Source organism: Arenimonas terrae (assembly GCF_006265115.1).
GTDB lineage: Bacteria > Pseudomonadota > Gammaproteobacteria > Xanthomonadales > Xanthomonadaceae > Arenimonas > Arenimonas terrae.
Genome location: NZ_SMDR01000001.1, coordinates 461947 through 487410, shown reverse-complemented (window position 1 = coordinate 487410; position 25464 = coordinate 461947). Strand labels below are relative to the sequence as shown.

Below are 25464 nucleotides of genomic sequence, written 5' to 3'. Positions count from 1 at the left end.
TATCGCCTGGCGCCAAGGATGTCAGCAATTCCCGCCGCCGGGAATGTGCCCGCTCAAGCCGGCGGGACCGGCCTCGATCGGGACGAAGGCGCGGCGGCTTCGTGCGGCGCGTAATCGGGCACCGCGCGATGCATCAGGTCGAACAGCGCGTCTTCGGCGTCCGGGCGCTGCAGCAGCGAATTGAGATCGGCGAGCATCTGCCGGACCTCCTCGGCCCGCACCTCGCGCAGTTCCGCCTGCAGGATGCGCGGATGGCGCGTGCGCTGGTAGCGCTCCTGCGGATGGAACAGGATCTCGTGCAGCTTCTCGCCCTGGCGCAGGCCGATGTAGCTGACGTCGATGTCGATGCCGGGCCGCTTGCCGCTGAGGCGGATCATCTGCTCGGCCAGCTCGCGGATCGCGACCGGGCGGCCCATGTCGAGCGCATAGACGGCGCAGCGTTCGTTCACCAGGTTAACCGAGTGCAGGATCAGCTGGCAGGCTTCGGGAATCGTCATGAAGTAGCGCGTCACCTCGGGGTGGGTGACCGTCACCGGCCCACCCTCGGCGATCTGACGGCGGAACAGCGGCACCACGCTGCCGGCCGAATCGAGCACGTTGCCGAAACGCACCACCGCCAGCCGCACCGGGCTGTCGGCCAGCTCGGCCTGGCAGGCGATCTCGGCGAACCGTTTGCTGGCGCCCAGCACGTTGACCGGGCAGATGGCCTTGTCGGTCGAGATCAGCAGGAAATTGGCGACATTCGCCTCGCGGCAGGCGCGAGCCAGGGTGACCGTGGCGGCGACGTTGTTGCGCAGCGCCTCCCGCACCTGGGCCTCCAGCATCGGCACTTGCTTGCAGGCGGCGGCGTGGAAGACGAAGTCAATGCCGTCGGCCAGCGCGATCCGGCAAGCCGTCGGGTCGCCGCAGTCGGCCAGCATCGCCTTGACCTTGACGCCGGGATGGTCGCGCTCGAGTTCGGCGGAAATCTGGTCCAGCGGCAGTTCGGCGCGCTCGAACAGCAGCACCGAGGCGGCGCCCGCGGCGGCGCACTGGCGCGCCAGCTCCGAACCGATCGAGCCGCCGGCGCCGGTGACCAGCACGCGCTTGCCGGTCACCGAACCGAAGGCGGCATCGAACTCGACAGGCTTGCGGCCCAGCAGGTCCTCGATGCGCACCTCGCTCAGCTCCAGCCGCTGCGGCTTGCCCGACAGCATGTCCGAGAGCCGGGGCACGGTGCGGAACGGCACCCCCGCCTCGTCGCACAGCGACACCACCCGCTGCATCTCGGCCGCATTGGCCGAGGGCATGGCGATCACGAGCAGCTTTGGCGCGGTTTCCTGGGCGATGTAGGGCAACTCGTCCAGCGTGCCCAGCACCGGTACGCCCTGGACCTTGACGCCCTTGAGCGCACGCTGGTCATCGAGCAGGCCGACCGGCTGGTAGCGGCCATCGCTGCGCAGATCGCGCAGCAGGGTTTCGGCGGTACGCCCGGCGCCCAGCACCAGGACGCGGATCGCATCCTGCCGGTGCGCGGATTGCCGGTAGTCCTTCCACAGGCGGTACAGCAGGCGCGGCAGGCCCAGGGCCACCACCAGCGCGACGGGATAGGGGAACAGCACCCTTCGCGGCACTTCGTCCAGCATGCCCAGCAGGAACAGCACGGCGACGATCAGCAGCACGCCCAGCAGCGCCGCACGCACCAGATTGGCCAGGTCCGGCAGGCTCGCGAAGCGCCACAGGCCCTGGTAAAGGCCGACCAGGCGCAGCACCCCGCCCTGGATACCCACCGCCACGATCAACTCCGCGGCCAGCGCCGGCGCCGGCGGCGCGCCCGCGACGCTGGCGAGCCAGCGCAGGGCGATCCAGACCATGGCGATCATCGCCAGGTCATGCAAGACGATCAGCAGGCGCGGAAGCACGGACGACGCGCCGGGGGTGAGCTTCATCCAACAGACTCCATCAGGTTCTCGCGACGGGGCCAGAAGCGGCCCGCCCAGAAATAAAGCGCCGCACCGGCGACCAGCCAGGCGAGCGTCGCCACCGCCTGGGTCGCTTCGGAGGCCGGCGCCAGGCAACAGGCAAGCAGCAACGCCAGACCGCTCCACGCGAAGTAGACGGCGCAGATGCGCGAATGGCTCCATCCATGCGCCACGGCGCGCTGGTAAAGGTGTTCGCGGTGCGCCTGCCAGACCTTCTGGCGGCGCAGGAGGCGCCCCAGCAGGGTCAAGCCGGCATCGAGCAGCATCGTCGATGGCAGCAGCAGCAGCGGCCAGAAGCCGGCGTCGGAACGCGACAGCGCATGCAGCGACAGCCCCGCGACCGCGAAGCCGAGCGCATGGCTGCCCACGTCCCCCAGGAACAGTCGCGCCTTCGGCAGGTTGTGCGGCAGAAAGCCCAGGCAGGCCGCCGCCAGCATCAGGCCCAGCCAGCCCGCCGGGCTAGCCAGTCCGGTCAGTCCGGCCAGGCCCACGCCAACCAGCAGAGCCTGGCTGGCCGCCAGGCCGTTGCTGCCATCCATGAAGTTCCAGAAGTTCACCAGCACCAGCACCAGCAGCAGCGCCGCCGCGAAACCGCCACCCGTCCCCAACAGCTCCGGTGCCAACGGCCAGGCCCAGGCCAGCGGCAGCGCGCCCAGCCCTTGCAGCAGAAGTTTGGGAAGCGCGGACAGATTGCGCAGGTCATCCACCAGGCCGGCACCGGCGGTCACCACCAGGCCGACGAAAAACGCCGCCACGCCCTGCCCCAGCCAGGCCGCCGCCGCCAGCAGCACGAGTGCGATGGCGATGCCGCCGCCCCGTGGCGTCGGCTGCTGGTGCAGGCGGCGCGGTCCCGGCGCATCCAGCAGCTGACGATGCAGCGCGAAGCGGCGCCAGGCGTCGGCGGCCACGAAGGACACGCCAGCCGCCAGGACCGCCGGCAGCCAGGGCGAGGGAACGACCGCCAGCGTCATTCGTTCACCGCGCCGTGCACGGGCTTGATGCTGCCCCAGGACTTGCAGCCCGGGCACTGCCAATGGTGCGCGCGGGCGCCGAAGCCGCAGCGCTGGCACCGGTAGCCGGGCGTGCGCACGACCAGTTGGTCGGTGATCTGCTTGAGCGTCTTGAGGGTGGCGCCGGCGTCGTTCCCGCCCTCCTTCAGGCTCAGGTCGATGAAGGCGGCCTCGCCGCGCACCGACGGGCGCTGCTGCAGCTGCGCCGACAGGAAGGCGAGGGCCGGCTGCCCGCCCTGCTCCTGTTCGATCATGCGCGTGAGCGCCAGCACCGGGGATACGCCCGGGTAGTGCTCGATCATCTCGAGCAGGAAGCCGCGGGCACGCGCGTTCTCGCCGCGGCGCTCGTAGCAGCGCAGCAGCGGATCGAGGATCTCGGGCAGGAACTCGATGTCCTGGCGCGCGACCCGTTCGAAGGCGCGGATGGCGGCGGCATCGTTGCCGTCGCTGAGTTCGATCTGGCCTTCGGCCAGGCCGGCACGCACCGAATGGCTGTCGGCGGCGTAGGCCTCGGCGATGTGGTGCCGGGCTTCGGCGAGCTTGCCGGCCAGACGCGCCTTCTCGGCCAGCTCGCAGTGGAACTGGGCGATCAGCTTGCCCATCGGTTCGCCGCTGGCGTTCTCGAACTGGCGCGCGTGCTCGATCGCCTTGCCCCAGTCGCGTTCGGCCTGGTAGATCGAGATCAGGTGTCGCAGCGCCTGCGGCGCCAGCACGCCCATGCGCACCAGGTCGGTGAACAGGGTCTCGGCCCGGTCGAGCAGGCCGGCACGCATGTAGTCCTCGCCCAGGGCAAGCACGGCGCGCGTCTTCTGCTCGTCGCTCAGTCCGTTGCGCGCGACCAGGCTCTGGTGCAGGCGGATCGCGCGGTCGACCTCGCCGCGGCGGCGGAACAGGTGGCCCAGCGCGAACTGCGTCTCCACCGTGTCCTTGTCGACTGCGGCGATCTGCAGGAACACCTCGATCGCCTTGTCCTGCTGTTCGTTGAGCAGGTAGTTCAGGCCGCGGAAATAGGTGTTGGACAGGCGCGACACGCGCGCGCCGCCCTTGCGCTCGCCGCCGCGGCGTCCGGCCAGCCATCCGCCGCCGGCCGCCACGGGCAGCAGCAGGAGCAGCCAGGCCAGTTCATTCATGGGTGTCGCTGCCCTTGGGCTCGATCGCGCCCTGGGCGCGCCGCAGGCGATGCTGCAGGGGCCAGATCACGCTCGCGGTCAGCACCAGGCCGGCCAGCAGAGCGCCAGCCAGCACCGCCAGCAGCAGACTGAAGCCGAGGCTGAAGGCCTCGAGGGTGACGAATCCGAGATCGATGCTCACCGGATCGCGGTTGAGCGCGCCGAACAGCACGCCCAGTGCGACAAAAAGCAGGGCGAGAAGGGCTTTGATCAGTCGCATCCGCGGAAGTCCAGAACCGGGTCGCGGCAAGCTTAGCCGATGCCGGGCCGGAAGCTCAGCCTTCCGGGGTCGCCAGGCTGGCGTTGACGCGGTCGCGCAGCTCCTTGCCGGGCTTGAAATGCGGGACGTACTTACCGGGCAGGGCCACGGAGTCGCCGGTCTTGGGGTTGCGGCCCAGGCGCGGCGGACGGAAATGCAGGGAGAAACTGCCGAAGCCGCGGATCTCGATACGCTCGCCCTGGGTCAGCGCGCCGCTCATCATCTCGAGCAGGGTCTTGACGGCCAGGTCCACGTCGTCGGCCTTCAGATGGGCCTGGCGACGCGAAAGCACCTCGATCAATTCGGACTTGGTCATTCCGGGCAGTCCCTCGGAGTTCTTGAAGGGTGGCGGCGTGGCCCGGGGTTCGCCCGGGCCACGCGGCCGGTAGTGCGCTTACTCGCCCTTGTTCAGCTGCTCACGCAGCAGGGCGCCCAGCTTGGTGGTGCCGGAAGACGCGTCGAAGGACTTGTTGACCTCCGCCATCGTCTCCTGCAGCTCGGCCTCGTCCTTGGCGCGGATCGAGAGCTGCATGACGCGGCCCTTGCGGTCCATGCCGGTGAACTTGGCTTCGACCTTGTCGCCGACCTTGAGGTACTGCGTCGCGTCCTCGACCCGCTCCTTGGCGATGTCGTTGGCGCGGATGTAGCCCTCGATGCCGCCATCGAGCTCGATGGTGGCGCCCTTGGCGTCCACTTCCTTCACGGTACCGGTGACGATGGTGCCCTTCTGGGTGGTGGCCATGTACTGGCCGACCGGATCCTGCTCGAGCTGCTTGACGCCCAGCGAGATGCGCTCGCGCTCCGGGTCCACGGCCAGCACGACGGCTTCCAGGTTGTCGCCCTTCTTGAAGTTGCGGACGACGTCTTCGCCGGTGGTGTTCCAGGAGATGTCGGACAGGTGCACCAGGCCGTCGATGCCGCCGTCCAGGCCGATGAAGATGCCGAAGTCGGTGATCGACTTGATCTGGCCGGACACCTTGTCGCCCTTCTTGAACAGGGCCGAGAAGGCTTCCCACGGGTTCGGGGTGCACTGCTTGATGCCCAGCGAGATGCGGCGACGCTCGCCGTCCACGTCCAGCACCATCACCTCGAGCTCGTCGCCCAGCTGGACGACCTTCGACGGGTTGACGTTCTTGTTGGTCCAGTCCATCTCGGACACGTGCACCAGGCCTTCGACGCCCGGCTCGATCTCGACGAACGCGCCGTAATCGGTGACGTTGGAGACCTTGCCGAACAGGCGCGAACCGGTCGGGTAACGGCGGGCGATGTTGTCCCACGGATCGTCGCCCAGCTGCTTGAGGCCCAGCGAAACGCGGTTGCGCTCGCGGTCGAACTTCAGCACGCGCACGTCGAGCTCTTCGCCCACGTTCACGACTTCGGACGGGTGGCGCACGCGCTTCCAGGCCATGTCGGTGATGTGCAGCAGGCCGTCGATGCCGCCCAGGTCCACGAACGCGCCGTAGTCGGTCAGGTTCTTGACGACACCCTTGATCACGGCACCTTCCTGCAGGCGCTCCATCAGCTGCTCGCGCTCGACGCTCGACTCGGACTCGACCACCGCACGGCGGGAGACCACGACGTTGTTGCGCTTGCGGTCGAGCTTGATGATCTTGAACTCGAGTTCCTTGCCCTCGAGGTAGCCCGGGTCGCGGACCGGGCGCACGTCGACCAGCGAACCCGGCAGGAACGCGCGGACGTCGCGGATGTCGACGGTGAAACCGCCCTTGACCTTGCCGGAGATGCGGCCGGTGACGATCTCGCCGGCTTCCATGGAAGCCTCGAGTTCGTCCCACACCATGGCGCGCTTGGCCTTCTCGCGCGAAAGCACGGTCTCGCCGAAGCCGTTCTCGAGGTACTCGAGGGCCACCTTGACGGTGTCGCCCACGCCGACTTCGAGCTCGCCGGCTTCGTTACGGAACTGTTCGATCGGGATGATGCCCTCGGACTTCAGGCCGGCATTGATGACGACCACGTCGGAGCGGATCTCGACCACGGTGCCGGAGACGATCGCGCCCGGCTTGAGCTTGTTGAGCGCGGTCTGGCTCTGTTCGAACAGTTCAGCGAAAGATTCAGTCATTGTTGGATACTCGGTTGGACACACGGGACGCAGCTCGGCTGCGGCCCACCTGTAAGCGCTTGCGCGCGTGGATGGAAACTCCGCGCCTTCATGGCGCGGGACCTTGGGTTTCCTGCTTCGGAAGCCGCGCCCTGTCGGAGCGGATGCACCGGGGCGGTGATTACGCCTGGCGGGGCGGACGGAGTTTTTCCGGCAGCACCGCCAGCACGCGCTCGATCACCTCGGTGATGGGCGTACCGGTGGAGTCCACGATCACCGCGTCTTCGGCGGGTTTCAGGGGCGCCACGGCACGTCCGGCATCGCGCTCGTCGCGAGCGGCGATTTCGTGCAGCAGGCCGGCGAGATTAACCGAAACTCCTTTTTCCTTCAACTGCTTATAGCGCCTTTGCGCCCTTTCCTCGGCACTGGCGGTCAGGAACACCTTGTACGGGGCGTCCGGGAAGATGACCGTACCCATGTCCCGGCCGTCGGCCACCAGGCCCGGAGAACGGCGAAAACGGTGCTGCAGATCCACCAGGGCGGCCCGGACCGGGGGGTGGGCGGCGATGGCGGAGGCCGCGGCGCCGGCGGTTTCGGTCCGCAGCTGGCGGGTGGCGTCCTTGCCGTTCACGATCACGTGCGGCTCCCCTGCCCCCTGGGTCTCGAAGCGGATGTCGGTCCGGGCGGCGCATTGGGCCACGGCCTCCGGATCGCTCAGGTCCAGGCTCTCCCAGGCAGCCGCCAGGCCCACGGCCCGGTACAGGGCGCCCGAATCGAGGTAATGCCAGCCCAGGCGCTCCGCCACGGCCCGGCTGATGGTGCCCTTGCCGGAGCCGGAAGGGCCATCGATGGTCAGGACGGGAATGCGGGGCATGGGCGGGGATTCTAGACGATCGCCTGCGCCGGCCGCAGGCCGAAGCCGACGGACTGCGCCAGGGCCAGGAAGCCCGGGAACGAGGTGGCGACATTGGCGCAGTCGCCGATCCGGACTTCGCCCGCCGCGCACTGGCCGGCGATGGCCAGGCTCATCGCGATACGGTGGTCACCCTGGCTGTCAGCCTCGCCGCCGGTCAGGCGCCCCCCTTCGATCACGGCGCCGTCGGGGGTTTCGGCGATGCGTGCGCCAAGGGCACGGAGGCCCGCCGCCATCACCGCGATCCGGTCCGATTCCTTGACCCGCAGTTCGGCGGCGCCGCTCACCACCGTCCTGCCCTCGGCCAGGGCGGCGGCGGCAAACAGCGCCGGGAACTCGTCGATCATGTCCGGCACCAGCGCCTCGGGCACGGCGATGCCGCGCAGCCGGGCGTGACGGACCCGGAGATCGGCCACCGGCTCCCCGCCCTGCTCGCCCGCGGCCTCTTCGCTGATGTCGGCGCCCATCAGGCGCAGCGCGGCCAGCAGGCCGGTGCGGCGCGGGTTCATGCCGATCCGGCGGAGCCGCAGGTCGGAGCCCGGCACGACCGAAGCGGCCACCAGGAAAAACGCCGCCGACGAAAAATCGGCGGGCACGTCCACGTCCGTTGCCCGCAGCCGGTGGCCACCGCCGAGCCGCGCCCAGCCGGGGCCAAAGGCGATGGGCCAGCCGAAGGCGGCGAGCATGCGTTCGGTGTAGTCACGGGTCGGGTGCGGCTCGCGCACAAAGGTTTCGCCGCTGGCGTACAGGCTCGCCAGCAGGACCGCGGACTTTACTTGGGCACTGGCCACGGGTGTTTCAAAATCAATGGCCTGAAGGCTATTGTTCGTGTGAATTCTCAACGGCGGAAGGCCGCCAGGCGCCGACTCGATGCTCGCACCCATGCGGCGCAGCGGTTCGATAACCCGCCCCATCGGCCGTCGCGACAGCGACGCGTCGCCGACCAGCTCGCTGGCGAAGCGCTGGCCCGCGAGCAGCCCGGCGAGCAGGCGCATGCCGGTTCCCGCATTGCCGCAGTCCAGCGGCCCGGAGGCCGCCCGCAGCCCATGCAGGCCGACACCCCGCACGATGCGCTCGGCGCCATCGGCCTCGATGCCGACGCCCAGTCGCTGGAAGATCGCCGCGGTCGCCCGGGTGTCCTCGCCCTCCAGGAATCCGGTGATGCGGCTGGAGCCCTCGGCCAGGGCTGCCAGCATGATCGCGCGGTGCGACACCGACTTGTCGCCCGGCACGACGATCTCGCCGCGCAGCGGCGCACCCGCGCCGGCCAGCCAGTCCTCGCGCCCCGCGCTCATGCCAGCACCTCGTCCAGCGCCTGCAGCAGCCGGCGGTTCTCGTCCCGGCTGCCGACGGTCAGGCGCAGGCAGGTCGCCAGGCCGTAACCGCCCATGGGTCGCGGCACGACTCCGCGCGCCACCAGGCCAGCTTCGACCGGGCCCGCCTCGCGGCCAAAATCCACCAGCAGGAAGTTCGTCTGCGAGGGCGCGACCGCCAGCTCGCGCGCCTGCAGTGCGTCGGCCAGGGCCTCGCGTTCGCCGGCGTTTTCGCGCCGCACCCGGGCCAGGTGCGGCGCGTCGCCCAGTGCGGCCTCGCAGGCCGCCAGGCCGGGCCCGTTGACGTTGAAGGATTCGCGCACCCGCTCCATCACGGCCACCAGTCCCGGTGCCGCCATCAGGTAGCCCACCCGCAGTCCCGCCAGCGCGTACGCCTTCGAAAAAGTGCGGGTGACCACCAGGTTCGGATGCCGGTCCAGCAGGCCAGCCGCCGACACCAGGTACGGATCGGTGACGTATTCCAGGTAGGCCTCGTCCACGACGACCAGCACGTCGGCCGGAATCCGCGCCAGGAAGGCGGCCAGGTCGGCGGTGGGGAACCAGGTGCCGGTGGGGTTGTTGGGATTCGCCAGGTAGACCAGGCGCGTTGCCGGGCCGACCGCCGCGGCCAGCGCCACCAGGTCGTGGCCCCGCGGCATTGCATGCCCGGCCGGGTTCGGCTCGGCGAGCCGCAGCGTCGCCCCCGCCGCCTGGGCAGCCAGCGCGTATACCGCGAACCCGTAGCGCGAAGCCAGCACCTCCAGCCCCGGCCCCGCGAACACCTGGGCCAGCATCATCAGCAGCTCGTGCGAGCCGTTGCCGAGCAGGAAGCGCTCGACGCCCAGCCCATGGTGCGCGGCCAGGGCGCGCTTGAGGTCACCGCCCAGCGGATCCGGATAGCGGTGCAGGCTGTCGAGGCAGGCGATCAGCGCCGCGCGCGCGGCCGGACTGGGCCCGAGGCCGTTTTCGTTCGAACCCAGCTCGACCAGGCCACCGGCGCCGGCAGCCCGGCGCAGCGCCACCAAGTCCAGGCCGGGATCGTAGGCCCGCAGGCCGCGGATGCCCGGCTGCGCCAGCGCGGCGAAGGCCTGCTCGTCCATGTCAGAGCAGGGCGACCGGGTAGGAACCCAGCACCTTCACGTCGGCGGCGTAGTCACCCAGTTCGGACAGTGCGCGCGCCACGGGAGCGTCCTGCACGTGGCCGCTGACGTCGATGAAGAAGGCGTACTGCCAGCGGCCCGTGTGCGAGGGCCGGGATTCGATGCGGTTCATGCTGACGCCGTGCCGGGCGAACGGGCTGAGCACGTTGTAGAGCGCGCCAGGCTGGTCGCGCACGTAGACCAGCAGCGATGTGCGGTCGTGGCCGCTGGGCGAGAACAGCTCGCGGCCCAGCACCAGGAAGCGCGTGGTGTTGTCGGGGCGGTCCTCGATCGGGCCGGCGACCACCTTCAGGCCATACACGTGGCCGGCGCTCTCGCCGGCGATCGCGGCGGCATCGTCGGCGGTGCGCGCGCGTCGTGCAGCCTCGGCATTGCTGGCGACCGGGATTTTCTCGGCCTTGGGCAGGTGCTGGCGCAGCCAGGCCTTGCACTGGGCCAGGGACATCGGGTGCGAATACACGCGCTCGATGTCCTCCAGCCGGCCGGTGCGGGACAGCAGGTGCTGGTGCACAGCCAGCTCGACCTCGCCGCAGATCTTCAGCGGCGAGGTCAGGAACATGTCCAGCGTGGACTGGATGGTGCCCTGCCCCGAGTTCTCGACCGGCACAACGCCGAAATCGGCATGCCCGGCCTCGACCTCCTGGAACACCTCCTCGATGCTGGCCAGCGGCAGGCCCTTGGCCGAATGGCCGAAGTGCTTGTGCAGCGCCTGCTGCGAGAACGTGCCCTCCGGCCCCAGGAAGCCGACCTTCAGCGGCTCCTGCTGGGCCAGGCAGGCCGACATGATTTCCCGGAACAGGCGCAGCAGCACCTCGTCGCTGAGCGGGCCGTCGTTGCGGTCCAGCACCTGGCGCAGCACCTGCGACTCGCGCTCGGGCCGGTAATAGTCGACGGCGGCCTTCAGCGGCCCCTTGGCCTTGCCGACCTGCTGGGCCCAGCGCGCGCGCTCGGCGATCAGGCCCTGGATCTGGCGGTCGATGCCGTCGATGCGCTCACGCACTTCCGACAGCACCAACGGCGCGGCCGGAACCGCCGCCGCGGGCTTCCTGGCGGCAGGCTTCCTGGCGGCAGGCTTCCCGGCCGCCGCCTTCCTTGCGGCGGGCTTGCCGCCAACGGGCTTGCGCGTGGCCATCGTTCAGCCGTTCCGCCGGGCGAAATCCGCCATGAAATCGACCAGGGCCTGCACGCCGACCTCGGGCATGGCGTTGTAGATCGACGCGCGCATGCCGCCGACGGCGCGGTGGCCCTTGAGGCCCAGCAGGCCGGCGGCCTCGGCTTCCTTGAGGAAGGGCTTGTCGAGCGCGGCGTCGGGCAGGAAGAAAGGAACGTTCATCTGCGAACGCGCGGCCGGCGCCACGGCGTTGCGGTAATACCCGCCCGAGCCGTCGATGGCCGCGTACAGGTTTGCCGCCTTGCGGGCGTTGCGGGCACCGATCGCGGCGGCACCGCCTTCCGCCTTGAGCCAGCGCAGCACCAGGCCCAGCACGTACCAGGCGAAGGTCGGCGGCGTGTTGAACATCGAATCGTTCTTGGCCTGGTTCTGCAGCTCGAAGATCGGCGGCAGGTCGCGGCCGTGTTTGCCCAGCAGGTCCTTGCGCACGATGGCGATGGCCAGGCCCGAAGGACCGAGATTCTTCTGGGCGCCGCCGTAGAGCACGCCGAAGCGGCTCACGTCCAGCGGGCGGGACAGGAAGTTGGAGGAGATGTCGGCCACCAGCGGCACGCCGCCGACGTCCGGGATGTCGTGGAATTCGACGCCATGGATGGTCTCGTTCGGCGTGTAGTGCACGAAGGCCGCGCCCGGGGTGAGCTGCCAGCCGGCGCGGTCGGGGATGGACGTGTAATTGCCGTCCTTGCCGCTGGCGGCGACGTGCACCTTCATCGAGGGCCGGGTGTTCTCCAGCGCCTTTTCGCCCCAGTGGCCGGTCAGCACGAAGTCGGCGGTCTGCTGCGGGCCGGCCAGGTTCAGCGCCAGCAGGGCCGACAGCGTGGTCGCGCCGCCCTGCAGGAACAGCACGTGGTAGTCGTCGGGAATGGCCATCAGCTCGCGCAGGTCGCGCTCGGCGGCGGCGGCGCAGTCGACGAAGGCCTGGCCGCGGTGGCTGACCTCCATCACCGAGGCGCGTTCACCCTGCCACTCCAGCAGTTCGGCCTGGACCTGGCGCAAAACGGGCTCGGGCAGCGCGGCCGGGCCGGCGCTGAAATTGAAGGCTCGCGACATCGGAAAACCTCGGGGGAAGTGCGCGTTGGCAGGCTAGCACGGCGGAACCGCGCCTCGGAAGTTGCTCAGCCGACGATGCGCGAACCTGCCAAGAGCATTTGCTCGAACTCGTCCGGCGGCAGCGCGCGCGCGAACAGATACCCCTGCCCGTATTGGCAGCCCACCGACTTGAGCAGCGCGAGCTGGCCCTCGGTTTCGATGCCCTCGGCGGTCAGCGCCAGGCCCAGGTCCTCGGCGAAACCGGTGATGGTGCGCACGATGGCGCGGTGCCGCGGGTTGGTCTCGATGTCGCGGATGAACAGCTGGTCCATCTTCAGCGCATCGAAGGGCGAGGCCGCGAAGGACTCGAGCGAGGAGTAGCCGGTGCCGAAATCGTCCACCACCAGGCCCACGCCCAGCGCCTTGAGCGACAGCAGGCGCTGTTCGGCCTGCCCCCTGCCCGCGCGGAACGCGGTCTCGGTCACCTCCAGGCGCAGGCTGGCCGGCGGCAGGCGGTGCCGCTGCAGCAGGCTGAAGACTTCCTCGACGATCTCGGCCGACACCATCTGCCGCTCGTCGACATTGACGTTCATGCTCAGTCCGGCGAACTCCGGATAGGCGTCGCGCCAGGCGGCGAGCTGCCGGCAGGCCTCGCGCAGGGCCCAGGCATCCATTTCGACGATCAGGCCGGTTTCCTCCGCCACCGCCAGGAAATCGCCGGGCGGCAGCAGGCCGCGCAGCGGGTGCCGCCAGCGCACCAGGGCCTCGGCGCCGACCAGGCGGCCGGTGGCCAGCTCCATGATCGGCTGGTAGTGCAGGCGGAATTCGGAGCGCTCGAAGGCCAGGCGGAAGTCGGTCTCCAGCTGAAGGCGGCTCAGCGCCTCCTGATGCATGGCCTCGTCGAAGATCACGAAGCCCGACTTGCCGGCGGCCTTGGCCCGGTACATCGCGGTGTCGGCGTCGCGCAGCACCTGGTCGGGCGACTCGTATTCGCGCGAGCCGATCACGATGCCCAGGCTGGCCGACGAGAACACCTGCTGGCCACCGAGCTCGAAGGGCTGCTCGAACAGCTTCAGCACCCGCCGCGCGATCTCCACCGCGCGGTCGTGGCCGCAGTCGCCGTCCGGCAGCAGGGTGAACTCGTCGCCGCCGTAGCGGGCGATCAGCACGTCGCGCAGCAGGTTGTCCTCGAGCCGGCGGGCGATCTCGACCAGCAGCCGGTCGCCGGCGCCGTGGCCGAGGCTGTCGTTGACCCACTTGAAGCCGTCCAGGTCCAGGAACAGCACCGCGTAATGCCGACGACGCCGGTCCGAGGCCTGCGCCGACTGCAGCATGGCCTCGGCCAGCTTCTGGTTGAACAGCATGCGGTTGGGCAGGCCGGTCAGCGGGTCGTGGGTGGCGTGGAAGCGCAGGCGCTCTTCGGCCTCGCGCTGCCGGGTGATGTCGAGCACGGTGCCGGTGAGGTGCTCGACGCCGTCCAGCCGCATCGGCCCGATGCTGACGCGCACATAGATGCGGCGGCCGTCGCGGTGCAGCAGGCAGGTACCGAAATCGGACGGGACCGGCTCGCCGGCCTGGCGCTGGCGGTCGCGCTGCTCGGACTGCGGAATGGCTTCGGGTGCCATGATCTCGCGGTAGTCGCGCCCCTCCAGCTCCGACTCCCCGTAACCCAGCAGGTGCGCGAACGCCCGGTTGGCATAGGTGTAATGGTCTCCGCGCATCACGAACACGCCGACCTGGCTGTGTTCGACCAGGGCGCGGTACTTGTTCTCGGAACGTTGCAGCGCCAGCTGCATCTCGTGGCGCTCGTCGATGTCGAGCACCGAGCCGGTGAAGTGGGCCGGCTGCCCGTGCTCGTCGCGGATAAGCAGCACGCTGGCGCTGACCCATTTCAGGCGCCCGCCGCGGGTGCGGACCCGGGTCTCGTAGTGGCTGAAGGAGCCCTCGCGCAGCGCACGCTCGACCAGCAGGCGGCGCTCGCCCGGTTCGGCGTACAGGTCCATCATGTCGGCGACCTCGGCCTTGAGCTGGTCGACGCTGTCGTAGCCCAGGATGCCGGCCAGCACCCGGTTCACTTCCATGATCTGCCCGTCCAGGCCGGTGCGGAACAGCCCGGCCGGCGAATGTTCGAACAGCTCGCGGTAGCGCTGCTCGGCCTCGGCGATCGCGCGCTGGCGCTGGCGCTCCTCGGTGACGTCGCGCAGGGTGCCGGTCGAGGCGACATCGTCCTGGTACTGGACGGCGTCGGCGCGGACTTCGCAAAGGATGCGGCGCCCATCCTTGCGGCGCAGGTGGATCTCGTAGACCTGCGGCTCGCGGGAGCCGGCCTCGCGTTCGGCGCGGCGCCCGGCCTGCGCGGCGCGGTCCTTTTCGTCCACCAGGCGCATGTACTCCATGCCGGTGACCTCGCCGGGCTCGTAGCCCAGGATGCGGGCCATCGCCTCGTTGGCGAACAGCACCCGGCCGTGCTGGATCAGGAAAACGCCGTCGCGGCTGTTCTCGACCAGCACCTGGTAGAGGGCCTGCGACTGGCGCAGCGCCTGTTCCGCTTCGACCTGGGCGGTGATGTCGACCAGCGATCCCTCGAAGAACAGCACCTCGCCGCGCTCGTCGCGGATAGCGCGGGCGTTCTCGCTGATCCAGATGATGCTGCCGTCGCGACGCCGGATCTGGGCGCGCTCGCGCTCCAGGCGACCACCGGCCCGCAGGCGCTGGTGAAGTCGCGCGGCCTGATCCGGATCGACATAGACGCGGCTGGCGTCGCGCGAGAGCTCCAGCAGCAGTTGCTGCGGCGTGTCGTAACCGAAGATCCGCGCGAGGGCCGGGTTGACGTCGAGGAAGCCACCGCCGGGCAGGCTGCGGTAGATGCCCTCGGAGGCGGCGAGATACAGCGAACGGTAGAGCGCATGGTCGGGTTCGGGGTCCGGCACCACGACCTGATCCGGCAGGAAATGCAGCAGGCAGAAGACGACCGTCTCGCCCTGGTCGAGGGCGAACTCGACGCTCAGGTGACCCGGGCGCACGCGCCCGTCGGCGCAGGCCAGGCGCATCGGCATTTCCGCGACCCGCCGTTCGGCGCGCAGCACGCTCCAGATGCGGGCGCGGAACTCCGGGTCTGGCCACAGGCCGATCTCCACCGGGATGCGGCCGATCACCTGGTCGCGACGGTAGCCGGTGCTACGCTCGAAGGCGGCGTTCACGCCCAGGAACACGCCATCGCCGACCCGCAGGACGGCCACGACGCTTTCCGAAGCTTCGAACGCCTCGACCAGGCGCATCCTTTTTCCCCCTGGCTCACTCTGGCCGAGTATAGCCATCGAATCCCCCCCGCAAGGGACCCCGGAGCCCGCCCGTGACCGACCGCACAGACCCCGCCATCCCCTCTTCACAGATCACCCCCGAGGCGGTCTACCGCGCCCGCCGCCAGCTGATGGGACTGGGACTGGCCAGCCCGCTGCTGGCCCTGGCCGGCTGTGCCGATGCCGGCGAGGGCGGCGCGCCGGCCGCGGCGGCGACCGCGCCGACCGGCGACAGCGGCGACGGCTTCCGCGCCGGCGACGAACTCACGCGGGAACAGGACGTCACCAGCTACAACAACTTCTATGAGTTCGGCACCGGCAAGGCCGACCCGGCCAAGTACGCCCACAGCCTCCGCCCCGCGCCCTGGTCGGTCGTCGTCGGCGGCGAGGCGGAACTGACCGGCACCTTCCCGCTCGAGGATTTCCTCAAGCCGCAGGTGGCGCAGGACCGCATCTACCGGCTGCGCTGCGTCGAAGGCTGGTCCATGGTCATCCCCTGGCAGGGGGTACCCCTGGGCGACCTGCTCAAGCGCTTCAAGCCGACGTCGCGCGCCAAGTACGTGGCCTTCACCACCCTGGCCGACCCCGAACAGATGCCGGGCCTGCGCTACCCGGCGCTGGAGTGGCCCTACCGGGAAGGCCTGCGCATCGACGAGGCCATGCATCCGCTGACCCTGCTCGCAACGGGCCTTTACGGCAAGCCGCTGCCGAACCAGAACGGCGCGCCGCTGCGGCTGGTGGTGCCCTGGAAATACGGCTTCAAGTCGATCAAGTCGATCGTGCGCATCGACTTCACCGAACAGATGCCGGTCACCAGCTGGAACCAGGCGCAGCCCTCGGAATACGGCTTCTATTCCAACGTGAACCCCGACGTGGACCACCCGCGCTGGAGCCAGCGCAGCGAACGGCGCATCGCCGGCAGCGCCAGCAAGCTCTTCGCCGAACGCATCGCCACCCTGCCCTTCAACGGCTACGCGGCCCAGGTGGCCTCGCTCTACTCCGGCATGGACCTGCGCAAGTGGTTCTAGGCGGGCGGGTGGACTGGCGCTGGGTCGGGCTGAAGGCGGCCGCGCACGTGCTGGCGCTGTGGCCACTCGCTGCGCTGGTGCGGGGCGCCGTCAACGACAGCCTGGGAGCCGACCCCGTCGCGGCGCTAACCCACGGCACCGGCGACTGGGCCCTGGGCCTGCTGCTGCTGAGCCTGGCGATGACGCCGCTGCGGCGACTGCTGGGCCAGCCCTGGCCGATCCGGTTCCGGCGCCTGGTCGGGCTGTACGCCTTCTTCTATGCCTGCCTGCACCTGTCGATCTACCTGGTGCTGGATCTGGGCGGCTTCTGGACGCAGATCTTCGAGGACATCGCCAAGCGGCCCTACATCACGGTCGGCTTCAGCGCCTGGTTGCTGCTGTTGCCGCTGGCGCTGACGTCCACCCGCGGCTGGATCCGCCGCCTGGGACGGCGCTGGGGCCAGCTGCACCGGCTGGTCTACGTCGCCGGCGTGCTGGCCGTGCTGCATTACCTGTGGCTGGTGAAGTCGGACCTGCGCGAACCGCTGATCTACGCGGCCGTGCTTGCCCTGCTGCTCGGCCTCCGGCTCTGGTGGCGGCTGCGCCGCCCGGCAGCGCCGGTTCAGCCGCCGATGCGCGGGGCGTAGACCAGCAGGGCGGTAAGCGCCGCCGCCAGCACGGTCGCTGCGGCGATCAGCCACCACAGCGAGCCGGGATCCCGCGGCGCCGGCCCACGCGGCGCGGGAGTCGGCTGCGGCGCCGGCGCCGGATCGGCAGCCACCGGCACACGCACCGCCTTCATGGTCTGGGTGTGGGTCGCGACGGCGGGCTTGGCGGCGTTGAGCTGGCCGCGCAGCGGCAGGCCCGGCGCTTCGAGCACGAAGCGGTGCTGGTCGATCGCCAGCTGGTCGCCGGGTGAAAGCACCGCGTCGCGCACCGGCACGCCGTTGACCAGGCTGCTGTCGTTGCCCAGGGCGCGCAGCACGACGCGGTCGGTGTGCAGCTCGATCATGGCATGGCGCTCGGCCACCGCCGCGTCGTCGAGCCGGATGTCGGCCGAGCCGGCCCGACCGAGCAGCCGCGGTTCGGTCAGCGTATAGGTGCGGCCGAAATGCTGGCCCGACAGCCCACGCAGCACGACCCGGGCCGCGGAAACCCGCTGCGCCTCGTTCATGGCGGCCGGCTGGCCGGTCGGGATGCGGCGGTCGATTGCCGGCTCCTCGTCGGCCCGCACCACCAGCCGCAGCTTGTCCAGGCAAACCAGATCGCCCGGCCGCAACTGCGCCAGGCGGCGCACCGGCCGCGCATTCAAGTGCACGCCATGGGCGTCGGCGGGCACCCGCAGCCACAGGCCGCGGCGATCCTGCAGGAAACTGGCGTGGTGCGGCGCCAGGCCGCTGCCAGCCAGGCACACCCGGTTGCCGCCGCGGCTGCCCACGGTGACCTCGCCCTGCAGGGCCACATTGGCGTGTTCGCCGTTGGGAAACGTCAGCTGCATCCAGGAACCTCCGGCGGCGAATCTAACATGGCCGGTCACCGGCGCACCCTTGGTGGATACGGCAAAGCAACGCAGAATAGGCCGCCGAGGAGGGCGCCATGTCCAACATCGATATTCGCCGCAAGCACACGCGGCCGCTCAAGGAAGCCCGCGCCGCCGTCGAGCGCGTGGCCGAGCACATCGCCGAGAAGTTCGACGTCGAATACGGCTGGAACGGCAACACGATGGAGTTCTCCCGCGGCGGCGTCGACGGCCACATCGCCGTCAGCGGCAAGGAGATCCACGTCACCGCGACCCTGGGTTTCCTGCTGATGGCGATCAAGGGCCCGATCGAGCGCGAGATCCACCGCTTCCTCGACCAGGAGTTCGGCTAGGCCCGGCCCCGAAGGGATCGGGCTCACCGGCGAACAGCCGCCGCGAGACTTCGCGCTCGCGCCGGCCGATCGCTTCCAGGAAGTCGCCGGCGCCGCCCAGCGCCTCGAAGGCCGCAAAGCCGCGCTCCAGGAAGCCCTGCAGCTCCGACAGCCCGGCCAGACGCGCCGGCAGCCGCGAGCTGCGCAGCAGTTTGAAGACACCGTGCTTGCGTACCGCCGCGTCCAGCGTCCAGCCCACGCCCAGGATCAGCTCGATCTGGTGCCGCCGCAGCCGCGGGCAGCCGACCGCCCGGTAGGCTTGGCCATAGTGTTCGACGGTGATCGCCGCGGCGGGGCTGCGGCGCTCCGCCAGCGCCGCGGCCATGCGCAGATCGAAGGCGTGGCTGAGCACGGCCAGCTCGATCGCATCCGTCGCGGCCACCAGCAGGCTGTCGGGCAGCAGCCGCGACATCAGCGGCATGATCCGCGCGACATCGCGGTCGCGGGCCGAGAAGTCGCGCTCGCCGTACAGGTCGGTCAGGAAGAACTCCGCGGCCGGGCGCATGCGCGGATCGGCCAGGAAGTCCCGGAAGCTGTCGGCCAGGCGGCGGGTCTGCCAGGCGCGCAGCATCGGCAGGGTCGCCAGCCGGTTGCGCGGTTCACGTTCAGGATCGTGCAGGGCCTGCTGCCAGGCCAGCCGCTGCGCCAGCCGGTGGCGCTGGAAGGCGTGGCTCACCGGGCGCTCCGGCAACGGCAGTGACGGGTTTGGGGAATACGCGGCTTCACGCTTGTCCGGACGGGTGGGCGGGCTACAATCGCCGCGCCTTCGATGGAGTGTCCCCGACAATATGCTAGTTCTGCAGCCCGCCCGGAAGCGCCGGGAAGCCAGCCAGGGCCGGATCGGCCTGGCCATCGCCGGCGGCGGCCCGATCGGCGGCATGTACGAGCTCGGCGCCCTGCGCGCCCTGGATGTGGCGATCGAGGGCCTGGACCTGACCCGGCTCGAGGTCTACGTCGGCGTCAGCTCGGGCGCCTTCCTGGCGGCCGGCCTGGCCAACCGGCTCGACACCGCCGAGATGTGCCGCATCTTCATCACCGGCGACAGCGACCAGGTGAAGTTCCGTCCGGAGATCTTCCTGCGCCCGGCCTTCCTCGAGTACTTCCGCCGCGCCTCGGCCCTGCCCCGCCTCGCCTTCGACTGGTGGAAGGGCGTGCTGACCGATCCGACCGGCTCGCACCTGAGCGAGCTGATCAGCCGCTTCGGCGGCGCCATCCCGACCGGGCTGTTCGACAACCGCGGCATCGAGCATTTCCTCCGCCAGGTCTTCACCATCCGCGGTCGCAGCAACGATTTCCGTGAGCTTGCCTCCAAGCTCTACGTGGTCGCCGTGGACCTCGACAGCGGCCAGCCGGTCCGCTTCGGGAGCAAGGACTGGGACGACGTGCCGATCTCGCGCGCGGTGCAGGCCAGCTCGGCCCTGCCGGGCCTGTACCCGCCGGTGGACATCCGCGGCCACCACTTCGTCGACGGCGCCCTGCGCCGGACCATGCACGCCTCGGTCATCCTCGACCACGGCATCGACCTGATGCTGGGCATCAACCCCTTCGTGCCCTTCAACGCCAGCCGCGGCGGCCAGCCGCCCGAAGGCATGGACAAGCTGTCCGAGGGCGGCCTGCCGGTGGTGCTGTCGCAGACCTTCCGCACCCTGCTGCAGTCGCGCATGCAGGTCGGGCTGGAGAAGTACGCGCAGCAGTACCCGGACACCGACCAGGTGGTGTTCGAGCCGAACGAGGACGACGGCGAGATGTTCTTCACCAACGTCTTCAGCTATTCGTCGCGCCAGCGCGTCTGCGAGCACGCCTTCCGCTCGACCCTGGGCGACCTGCGCAAGCGTCGCGCCGAACTGGCGCCGGTGCTGGCCAAACACGGCCTGCGCCTGCGCGACGAAGTCCTCGACGACCCGTCGGCTTCGATCATGGACGGCCTGGGCATTCCGCCGCGCGCCACCGAGACCACGGCCCGACTGCGGCGCGCGCTGGACGATGTCGACGCACTCGTTCGCGACCGCCACCCGAACCGCCGCCGCCGCGCCGCCGCGCGTCGCCGCTGAACCCGCCAACCCGCATCGGGGTTGGTGTGAATGCTCTAGACAACCGCCGCAGATTGGCGCCACTCGGGCCCTTGCCCAACCATCCTTGAACCGGAGTTACGTTCCAATGGCCAAACTCAAGAAGAGCGTCCGCGCCAAGTCGTCGGCCGGCAAGCCGAATGCCGACCTGCAGGCCAAGGCCGAGCAGATGTCGCGTTCGATCGTCGATTCCGCCCAGCAGATCTGGATGGCCGGCGTCGGCGCCTTCACCCGCGCCCAGGGCGAAGGCTCGAAGCTGTTCGAAGCCCTGGTCAAGGAAGGCATGAACATCGAGCAGACCACCCGCAAGATCGCCACCGGCAAGGTCGACGCCGTGCGCGACGCCGTCGAGGACCGCGTGGGCGTGGTGCGCGAGCGCGCCGTCGACACCTGGGACCGCCTCGAGACCGTGTTCGAGACCCGCGTGCAGCGCGCCCTCAACCGTCTGGGCGTGCCCAGCCGCGAGGACCTGGCCGACCTGACCAGCCGCGTCAACGAACTCAACGGCGAACTGCGCAAGCTCTCGGGCTCGGCGCCGTCCCGCAGGAAGGCCGCCAAGGCGCCGGCCTCGCGCAAGCCGGCCCCGGCCCGCAAGCCCGCCGCCAAGAAGGCCAAGGCCGTGCGCAAGCCGGCGCTGCCCAAGGCGCCGAAGCCGGTCGCTCCGAACAACTGATCCACGGTTCATGTCCGCCAGCCAGTAACAGAAGTCCGTTCGCTCCCTCCCCTTGCGGCTTCCGGCTGGCGGACATCTTCTCCAGGCAAGGCCCGGCTAACGCCGGGCCTTCGCTTTTTGGGACCTGGGCCCACCCCATTCCGCGTTATCCTGAGCCAGTCGCCTGTCCTGTCGGAGTTGCTTGATGTTCGGTCTGAGTCCCCTGGTGGCCGCGGTCGTGGCCGCCCTCGGCGCGTTCCTTCTGAGCCATTGGTGGTTCGGCGTGCACCGGCGCCGCAAGGCCGAAACCAGCGCCGGCATCGCCGCGCTCGCAGGCATGAAGTGGCGCGAGTGCGCCGGGCTGGTGCTCCAGGCCATGGGCGAGAAGGGCTATGTGGAAGCCCCCTCGAGCCGGCAGCCCGGCGACGGCGGCACCGAGTTCCTGCTGGTCAAGGGCGACGAACGCTGCCTGCTCAGCTACAAGCACGGCACCGCCTACCGCCTGGGCGAAGCCAACGTGCGCGACTTCGCCAACGCAGTCCAGCTGCAGGGCGCCACCAGCGGCGTCCTGGTGACATTGGGCAGCGCGGAAGGCTTCGCGCGCGACCTGGCCCGCCGCTATGACGTGGACCTGATCGACGGCCGCAGTCTCTGGCCCCAGGTCGAGCCGTTCGCACCTGCCGCGCTGATCGAGGACATCCGGGCGCACGCGGCGCGCCAGATCAGCCACGGCCAGCGTATCGGCGGCATCCTCAGCCTGGCCTTGGGCCTGGTCGTGTTCGGCCTGGGCAGCGCCCTGCAGCCGGCCGGAGCGCCGGAGCCGCCCGTCGTGGCGGCGCCTGCCGCGCCGACCCCCGCCGCACCGACGGCGTCCGTGCCGGCAGCCGGCGCGGAAGCTCCGGCGACCGCGACCGCACCCGCGCCACCGGTCGAAGCCCCCGCCCCGGCGGCCCCGGCCTCGCCGCAGTTCCAGGACGAAGCCTCGCGCGCCGCCAACGCTGCGCTGGAGGAGCTGGCCGAAGTCGCCAAGCTTACCGACCAGGAGCGCACCCAGCGCCGTCTGGTCGCCGCCTCGCGGGTGGCCGACCTGGAGACCGCCAACAACGCCATCTGGTCCACGCAATCGACCCTGGTCATCAGCATGGTCAGCGGCGACGGCATCGACAAGGGCATCGTCAACGACGCCTGCGCGATCCTGACCGAATACGAGGAGCTGCGTTATTCGCGGCTGCAGCTCGAGCCGCCGGCCGGCGAGAACGTGCCGGTGCGCTGGCGGCAATGCCAGTGAGCTGACCGGAGGGTCGGCCGCGCAAAAAAGGAAGGGCCGGCGAATCGCCGGCCCTTCTCGTTTCGCCCCGCCGGCTTACCAGTGCACGCCGCGCATCAGCGCCGCGAAGGCGACCTGCTCGTTGGTCGGGGTCTCGTCCTTGAGCGCCTTGCGGTCGCCCTTGGCGGCGGCCGAGTCCGGGAACATCTCGAAGGCGGTGTTCATGATCACCTCATAGGCCTTGGGCACCAGCGCGTTGAGCGTGGCGGCGAAGATGCCCATGCGGGTGGCGACGCGGCTGGGCCGCTCGATGATCGCCTTGACCACGAGGTCGGCGGCCTCTTCCGGCGTCAGCGTCGGCACCGAGTCGTACATCTTGGTCGGCGCGATCATCGGCGTTTTCACCAGCGGCATGTTGATCGTGGTGAAAGCGATGTTCTTGCCGCTGAACTCGGCCTGGGCGCAGCGGCTGAAGGCATCCAGCGCGGCCTTGGACGCCACATAGGCGGAGAATCGCGGCGAACTCGCCAGCACGCCGATCGAGCTGATGTTGATGATGTGGCCGCGGCGGCGCTGGGTCATGGCCGGCAGGAAGCCCATGATCAGTCGCAGGCAGCCGAAGTAGTTCAGCTGCATGGTGCGCTCGTAGTCGTGGAAGCGGTCGTAGCTGGCCTCCACCGAGCGGCGGATCGAGCGGCCGGCGTTGTTGACCAGGATGTCCACCGCCTTGTGTTCGGCCAGCACGGTCTTGACCAGGCCGTCGCAGCTGGCCATGTCGGTCAGGTCGCAGGTATAGGCCCAGCACTTGCCGCCGGCGGCGAGGATTTCGTCGCGGGTCTCGTGCAGCTCCTTCTCGCCACGGGCGACGATGATGACCTTGGCCCCGGCTTCGGCGACCTTGATCGCCGAGGCCTTGCCGATGCCCGAGGAGCCGCCGGTGATGACGACCACCTTGTTCTCGACCTTGCCGCGCAGCGAACGGTCGACGAACAGGTCCGGGTCGAGCTGGCGCTCCCAGTAGTCCCAGATGCGCCAGGCGTAGCTTTCCAGCTCCGGCACGGCGATCTTGCTGCCCTTGAGCGCACGCTCGACCCCGCGGGTGTCGAAGCGGGTCGGATAGGTGATGAAGGCCAGCGTCGCCGGCGGGATCTTCAGGTCGCGCAGCACCATGTTGGTGAAACGCTTGACCGGCGGCAGGTTGCTGACCGCGCTGCGCACCGCGCCCGGCACCACGGCCAGCATGCGGGCGTCCAGGCGCATGGTCATCTCGGGCGCGTGGGCGGCGCGGCAGAAGGTGTTCATCAGCTCGCCGAAGCGCATCGGCTCCGGGTCCACCAGGTGGAAACACTGCCCGTCCAGGCCCTTCTTGTGGGCGATGTGGTCCATCGCGTCGGCCACGAAGTCCACCGGCACCACGTTCAGCCGGCCGCCCTCGATGCCCAGGGTGGGCACCCACTGCGGCAGGGTCTCGCGCATCTTCTTGATCAGCGTGAAGAGGTAATAAGGTCCGTCGATCTTGTCCATCTCGCCGGTCTTGGAATGGCCGATGACCATGGACGGGCGGTAGATGCGGAACGGGACCTTGCACTCCTTGCGCACGATGCCCTCGGACTCGTGCTTGGTGCGCAGGTAGGGGTCCTTCAGGCCCTCGGCTTCCTCGAACATGTCCTCGCGGAACACGCCCGGGTAGAGCCCGGCGGCGGCGATGGAGCTGGTGTGGTGGAAGCAGCCGGCCTTGAGGGCCGCCGCCAGCTCGATCGCGTGCCGGGTCCCGTCGATGTTGGCGACCTGCTGCGAGGCGGCGTCGGCCGACATGTCGTAGATGGCCGCCAGGTGGAAGAAGTGCTGGACCTTGCCCGACAGCGCCTTGATCTGCGCCGGACTCAGGCCGAGCTTGGGCTTGGACAGGTCGCCGGCGACCGGGACGATGCGCTTGCGGTCCCAGCCCATCCGGGCGGCGATGGCGTCGAGCTTCTTCTCGGAGCCCTTGCGGACCAGCACGTGCACCGCGCCCTTGCGCTTGAGCAGGTTGCTGACCAGATAACGCCCGATGAAGCCGGTGGCGCCGGTGACGAAATAGCTCATGACCTCTCCCCTGCCCTGTACCCTTGAACGGCCGCGATGGCCGCCCGCTTGCGGCTAACTTGCCAGACCGCAATCGCCCTGACAAACCCCGCGTTGACCGTCCCCGGGGGGCGTGATATCACCCTCGCTTCAACCCGGGGATCCAAGAAGATGGCCGACCTGAAAGACCAGTTCCAGAAAGCCGCCCAGGACGTGATGAACCTGGCCGACCGGCCCGACAACGACACCATGCTGCGCCTCTATGCCCTGTACAAGCAGGGCTCCGAGGGCGACGTCAGCGGCCCCAAGCCGGGCTTCTTCGACTTCGTCGGCACCGCCAAGTACGAGGCCTGGGAGAAGCTGGCCGGCACCAAGCCCGAGGACGCCATGAAGAAGTACGTGGACCTCGTGAAGAAACTGCGCGGCTGACGCCGCCTCCCCGATGGCCAGGCAGACCCGCCAGCGCATCCTCGATGCCTCGCTCGCCATGTTCAACGAACAGGGCGAGCCCAATGTCACGACCAACCACATCGCGGACGAGCTGGAGATCAGCCCGGGCAACCTGTACTACCACTTCCGCAACAAGGACGACATCATCGAGCAGCTGTTCCAGCGCTATGAAGAGCGCATGGACACGGCCCTGGTGTCGCCCGAGGGCCGGCTGCGGGACCTGGAGGACATCTGGCTACAGCTGCACCTGGTGTTCGAATGCATCTGGGAATACCGGTTCCTGTACCGGGACCTGGTGGACATCCTCAGCCGCAACCGGCGCCTGCGCCTGCGTTTCGCCCGGATCCTGAAGCGGGCCGCCGACGGCGCCTCCAGCGGCATGCGCGGCCTGGTCCAGGCCGGGGTGATGCGGGCCTCGGCCGCCGAGGTCGACGCCACCGCCACCAACATCCTGGTCGTGGCCACGTTCTGGATGAATTACGCCAGCGTGCGCGGCGACAAGGACGAAAACGAGGCGATCCGGCTGGGCATCGTCCAGGTGATGATGCTGCTCTCACCCCTGCTGCGCGACGCCGAACGGGTGCACCTGAACACCCTGACCCAGGCCTACCTGCGCTGAGGCGGCCCCCGCCCCTGGGCCCCGCGTCCCGGCCGGAACCCAAACGCTTGTATTGCAAGCCGTTTTGGACTCGTCTATACTCCCG

The 25464-nt window shown here is 69.7% G+C and carries 23 protein-coding genes; 8 read left to right on the top strand and 15 right to left on the bottom strand.

The features are described from left to right. Window positions 1-53: 53 nt before the first annotated feature. The 12 genes from E1B00_RS02250 to E1B00_RS02195 form a co-directional block, all read right to left on the bottom strand. Entirely contained in the window at window positions 54-1928 is a 1875-nt protein-coding gene (locus tag E1B00_RS02250) for a nucleoside-diphosphate sugar epimerase/dehydratase (protein WP_139445188.1), read from the bottom strand. Beyond that, a complete protein-coding gene (locus E1B00_RS02245; protein WP_139445186.1) occupies window positions 1925-2932 on the bottom strand; it encodes a glycosyltransferase family 4 protein in 1008 nt (335 codons plus the stop codon). The genes E1B00_RS02250 and E1B00_RS02245 overlap by 4 nt, the downstream gene beginning before the upstream one ends. Continuing rightward, window positions 2929-4101 carry a lipopolysaccharide assembly protein LapB gene (lapB, locus tag E1B00_RS02240; protein WP_139445184.1) on the bottom strand — a complete coding sequence of 391 codons (1173 nt, stop codon included), beginning with the start codon at window positions 4099-4101 and terminating at the stop codon, window positions 2929-2931. Before lapB ends, E1B00_RS02245 begins: the two co-directional genes overlap by 4 nt. Then, a complete protein-coding gene (locus E1B00_RS02235) occupies window positions 4094-4360 on the bottom strand; it encodes a lipopolysaccharide assembly protein LapA domain-containing protein (protein WP_139445182.1) in 267 nt (88 codons plus the stop codon). The genes lapB and E1B00_RS02235 overlap by 8 nt, the downstream gene beginning before the upstream one ends. 55 nt (window positions 4361-4415) lie before the next feature. Beyond that, the gene (locus E1B00_RS02230; protein WP_139445180.1) at window positions 4416-4715 is read right to left on the bottom strand and encodes an integration host factor subunit beta; all 300 of its coding nucleotides are present in this window, start codon (window positions 4713-4715) and stop codon (window positions 4416-4418) included. Window positions 4716-4793: 78 nt separating this feature from the next. Continuing rightward, a complete protein-coding gene (gene rpsA, locus E1B00_RS02225; RefSeq protein ID WP_139445178.1) occupies window positions 4794-6476 on the bottom strand; it encodes a 30S ribosomal protein S1 in 1683 nt (560 codons plus the stop codon). A gap of 160 nt (window positions 6477-6636) precedes the next feature. Beyond that, a complete protein-coding gene (gene cmk / locus E1B00_RS02220; RefSeq protein ID WP_139445176.1) occupies window positions 6637-7329 on the bottom strand; it encodes a (d)CMP kinase in 693 nt (230 codons plus the stop codon). Between the two features lie 11 nt (window positions 7330-7340). Beyond that, complete coding sequence (aroA, locus tag E1B00_RS02215; protein WP_139445174.1) at window positions 7341-8663, bottom strand: 3-phosphoshikimate 1-carboxyvinyltransferase; 1323 nt, start codon at window positions 8661-8663, stop codon at window positions 7341-7343. Further along, window positions 8660-9781, bottom strand: a complete 1122-nt coding sequence (hisC, locus tag E1B00_RS02210; protein WP_139445171.1) for a histidinol-phosphate transaminase — start codon at window positions 9779-9781, stop codon at window positions 8660-8662. Before hisC ends, aroA begins: the two co-directional genes overlap by 4 nt. Before the next feature lies 1 nt (window position 9782). Then, window positions 9783-10973, bottom strand: a complete 1191-nt coding sequence (gene pheA / locus E1B00_RS02205; protein ID WP_139445169.1) for a prephenate dehydratase — start codon at window positions 10971-10973, stop codon at window positions 9783-9785. Between the two features lie 3 nt (window positions 10974-10976). Next, window positions 10977-12062 (bottom strand): 3-phosphoserine/phosphohydroxythreonine transaminase, encoded by a 1086-nt coding sequence (serC, locus tag E1B00_RS02200; protein ID WP_139445167.1) that lies wholly within the window; start codon window positions 12060-12062, stop codon window positions 10977-10979. Window positions 12063-12127: 65 nt separating this feature from the next. Next, a complete protein-coding gene (locus tag E1B00_RS02195; RefSeq protein WP_176693085.1) occupies window positions 12128-15319 on the bottom strand; it encodes a PAS domain S-box protein in 3192 nt (1063 codons plus the stop codon). A gap of 74 nt (window positions 15320-15393) precedes the next feature. On the opposite strand from E1B00_RS02195, the gene msrP reads away from it, so the two are divergent. Together msrP and E1B00_RS02185 are read left to right on the top strand one after the other, a co-directional pair. Beyond that, on the top strand, window positions 15394-16368 hold the full coding sequence (gene msrP, locus E1B00_RS02190) for a protein-methionine-sulfoxide reductase catalytic subunit MsrP (protein WP_139445163.1): 975 nt from the start codon (window positions 15394-15396) through the stop codon (window positions 16366-16368). Between the two features lie 8 nt (window positions 16369-16376). After that, entirely contained in the window at window positions 16377-16994 is a 618-nt protein-coding gene (locus E1B00_RS02185) for a protein-methionine-sulfoxide reductase heme-binding subunit MsrQ (RefSeq protein ID WP_139445161.1), read from the top strand. Here the strand turns inward: E1B00_RS02185 and E1B00_RS02180 are convergent. Next, complete coding sequence (locus E1B00_RS02180) at window positions 16970-17845, bottom strand: FHA domain-containing protein (protein WP_139445159.1); 876 nt, start codon at window positions 17843-17845, stop codon at window positions 16970-16972. The genes E1B00_RS02185 and E1B00_RS02180 overlap by 25 nt on opposite strands. A 98-nt stretch (window positions 17846-17943) precedes the next feature. Between E1B00_RS02180 and E1B00_RS02175 the strand changes: the two genes are divergently transcribed. After that, window positions 17944-18219, top strand: coding sequence for a polyhydroxyalkanoic acid system family protein (locus tag E1B00_RS02175; protein ID WP_139445157.1), 276 nt, complete (start codon window positions 17944-17946; stop codon window positions 18217-18219). Here the strand turns inward: E1B00_RS02175 and E1B00_RS02170 are convergent. Further along, window positions 18164-18934: a DUF8198 family protein gene (locus E1B00_RS02170; RefSeq protein WP_246048451.1), complete on the bottom strand. Its 771-nt coding sequence runs from the start codon at window positions 18932-18934 to the stop codon at window positions 18164-18166. The genes E1B00_RS02175 and E1B00_RS02170 overlap by 56 nt on opposite strands. Before the next feature lie 112 nt (window positions 18935-19046). Here E1B00_RS02170 and E1B00_RS02165 point away from each other — a divergent pair, with 112 nt between their 5' ends. The 3 genes from E1B00_RS02165 (at window position 19047) to E1B00_RS02155 (ending at window position 22267) form a co-directional block, all read left to right on the top strand. Then, the gene (locus tag E1B00_RS02165; protein ID WP_139445156.1) at window positions 19047-20309 is read left to right on the top strand and encodes a patatin-like phospholipase family protein; all 1263 of its coding nucleotides are present in this window, start codon (window positions 19047-19049) and stop codon (window positions 20307-20309) included. Window positions 20310-20415: 106 nt separating this feature from the next. Beyond that, window positions 20416-21000 (top strand): phasin family protein, encoded by a 585-nt coding sequence (locus E1B00_RS02160; protein ID WP_139445154.1) that lies wholly within the window; start codon window positions 20416-20418, stop codon window positions 20998-21000. A 184-nt stretch (window positions 21001-21184) separates the two neighbouring features. Beyond that, window positions 21185-22267, top strand: coding sequence for a restriction endonuclease (locus tag E1B00_RS02155; protein WP_139445152.1), 1083 nt, complete (start codon window positions 21185-21187; stop codon window positions 22265-22267). 75 nt (window positions 22268-22342) lie between these two features. On the opposite strand, the gene E1B00_RS02150 is transcribed toward E1B00_RS02155, so the two are convergent. Continuing rightward, window positions 22343-24331 carry an SDR family oxidoreductase gene (locus E1B00_RS02150; protein WP_139445150.1) on the bottom strand — a complete coding sequence of 663 codons (1989 nt, stop codon included), beginning with the start codon at window positions 24329-24331 and terminating at the stop codon, window positions 22343-22345. A 150-nt stretch (window positions 24332-24481) separates the two neighbouring features. Here E1B00_RS02150 and E1B00_RS02145 point away from each other — a divergent pair, with 150 nt between their 5' ends. After that, a complete protein-coding gene (locus E1B00_RS02145; RefSeq protein WP_139445148.1) occupies window positions 24482-24739 on the top strand; it encodes an acyl-CoA-binding protein in 258 nt (85 codons plus the stop codon). A 13-nt stretch (window positions 24740-24752) separates the two neighbouring features. Beyond that, on the top strand, window positions 24753-25379 hold the full coding sequence (locus tag E1B00_RS02140) for a TetR/AcrR family transcriptional regulator (protein WP_139445145.1): 627 nt from the start codon (window positions 24753-24755) through the stop codon (window positions 25377-25379). The last annotated feature ends 85 nt before the right edge of the window (window positions 25380-25464 follow it).

Coding starts and splice junctions, on each gene's coding strand:
- serC (WP_139445167.1), bottom strand. CDS start 12,062: ATGTCGCGAGCCTTCAATTTCAGCGCCGGCCCGGCCGCGCTGCCCGAG.
- E1B00_RS02175 (WP_139445157.1), top strand. CDS start 17,944: ATGTCCAACATCGATATTCGCCGCAAGCACACGCGGCCGCTCAAGGAA.
- rpsA (WP_139445178.1), bottom strand. CDS start 6,476: ATGACTGAATCTTTCGCTGAACTGTTCGAACAGAGCCAGACCGCGCTC.
- E1B00_RS02140 (WP_139445145.1), top strand. CDS start 24,753: ATGGCCAGGCAGACCCGCCAGCGCATCCTCGATGCCTCGCTCGCCATG.
- E1B00_RS02245 (WP_139445186.1), bottom strand. CDS start 2,932: ATGACGCTGGCGGTCGTTCCCTCGCCCTGGCTGCCGGCGGTCCTGGCG.
- E1B00_RS02145 (WP_139445148.1), top strand. CDS start 24,482: ATGGCCGACCTGAAAGACCAGTTCCAGAAAGCCGCCCAGGACGTGATG.
- E1B00_RS02250 (WP_139445188.1), bottom strand. CDS start 1,928: ATGAAGCTCACCCCCGGCGCGTCGTCCGTGCTTCCGCGCCTGCTGATC.
- pheA (WP_139445169.1), bottom strand. CDS start 10,973: ATGGCCACGCGCAAGCCCGTTGGCGGCAAGCCCGCCGCAAGGAAGGCG.
- E1B00_RS02235 (WP_139445182.1), bottom strand. CDS start 4,360: ATGCGACTGATCAAAGCCCTTCTCGCCCTGCTTTTTGTCGCACTGGGC.
- lapB (WP_139445184.1), bottom strand. CDS start 4,101: ATGAATGAACTGGCCTGGCTGCTCCTGCTGCTGCCCGTGGCGGCCGGC.
- E1B00_RS02195 (WP_176693085.1), bottom strand. CDS start 15,319: ATGCGCCTGGTCGAGGCGTTCGAAGCTTCGGAAAGCGTCGTGGCCGTC.
- aroA (WP_139445174.1), bottom strand. CDS start 8,663: ATGAGCGCGGGGCGCGAGGACTGGCTGGCCGGCGCGGGTGCGCCGCTG.
- E1B00_RS02165 (WP_139445156.1), top strand. CDS start 19,047: ATGCTAGTTCTGCAGCCCGCCCGGAAGCGCCGGGAAGCCAGCCAGGGC.
- E1B00_RS02160 (WP_139445154.1), top strand. CDS start 20,416: ATGGCCAAACTCAAGAAGAGCGTCCGCGCCAAGTCGTCGGCCGGCAAG.
- E1B00_RS02180 (WP_139445159.1), bottom strand. CDS start 17,845: ATGCAGCTGACGTTTCCCAACGGCGAACACGCCAATGTGGCCCTGCAG.
- E1B00_RS02155 (WP_139445152.1), top strand. CDS start 21,185: ATGTTCGGTCTGAGTCCCCTGGTGGCCGCGGTCGTGGCCGCCCTCGGC.
- hisC (WP_139445171.1), bottom strand. CDS start 9,781: ATGGACGAGCAGGCCTTCGCCGCGCTGGCGCAGCCGGGCATCCGCGGC.
- E1B00_RS02150 (WP_139445150.1), bottom strand. CDS start 24,331: ATGAGCTATTTCGTCACCGGCGCCACCGGCTTCATCGGGCGTTATCTG.
- E1B00_RS02230 (WP_139445180.1), bottom strand. CDS start 4,715: ATGACCAAGTCCGAATTGATCGAGGTGCTTTCGCGTCGCCAGGCCCAT.
- cmk (WP_139445176.1), bottom strand. CDS start 7,329: ATGCCCCGCATTCCCGTCCTGACCATCGATGGCCCTTCCGGCTCCGGC.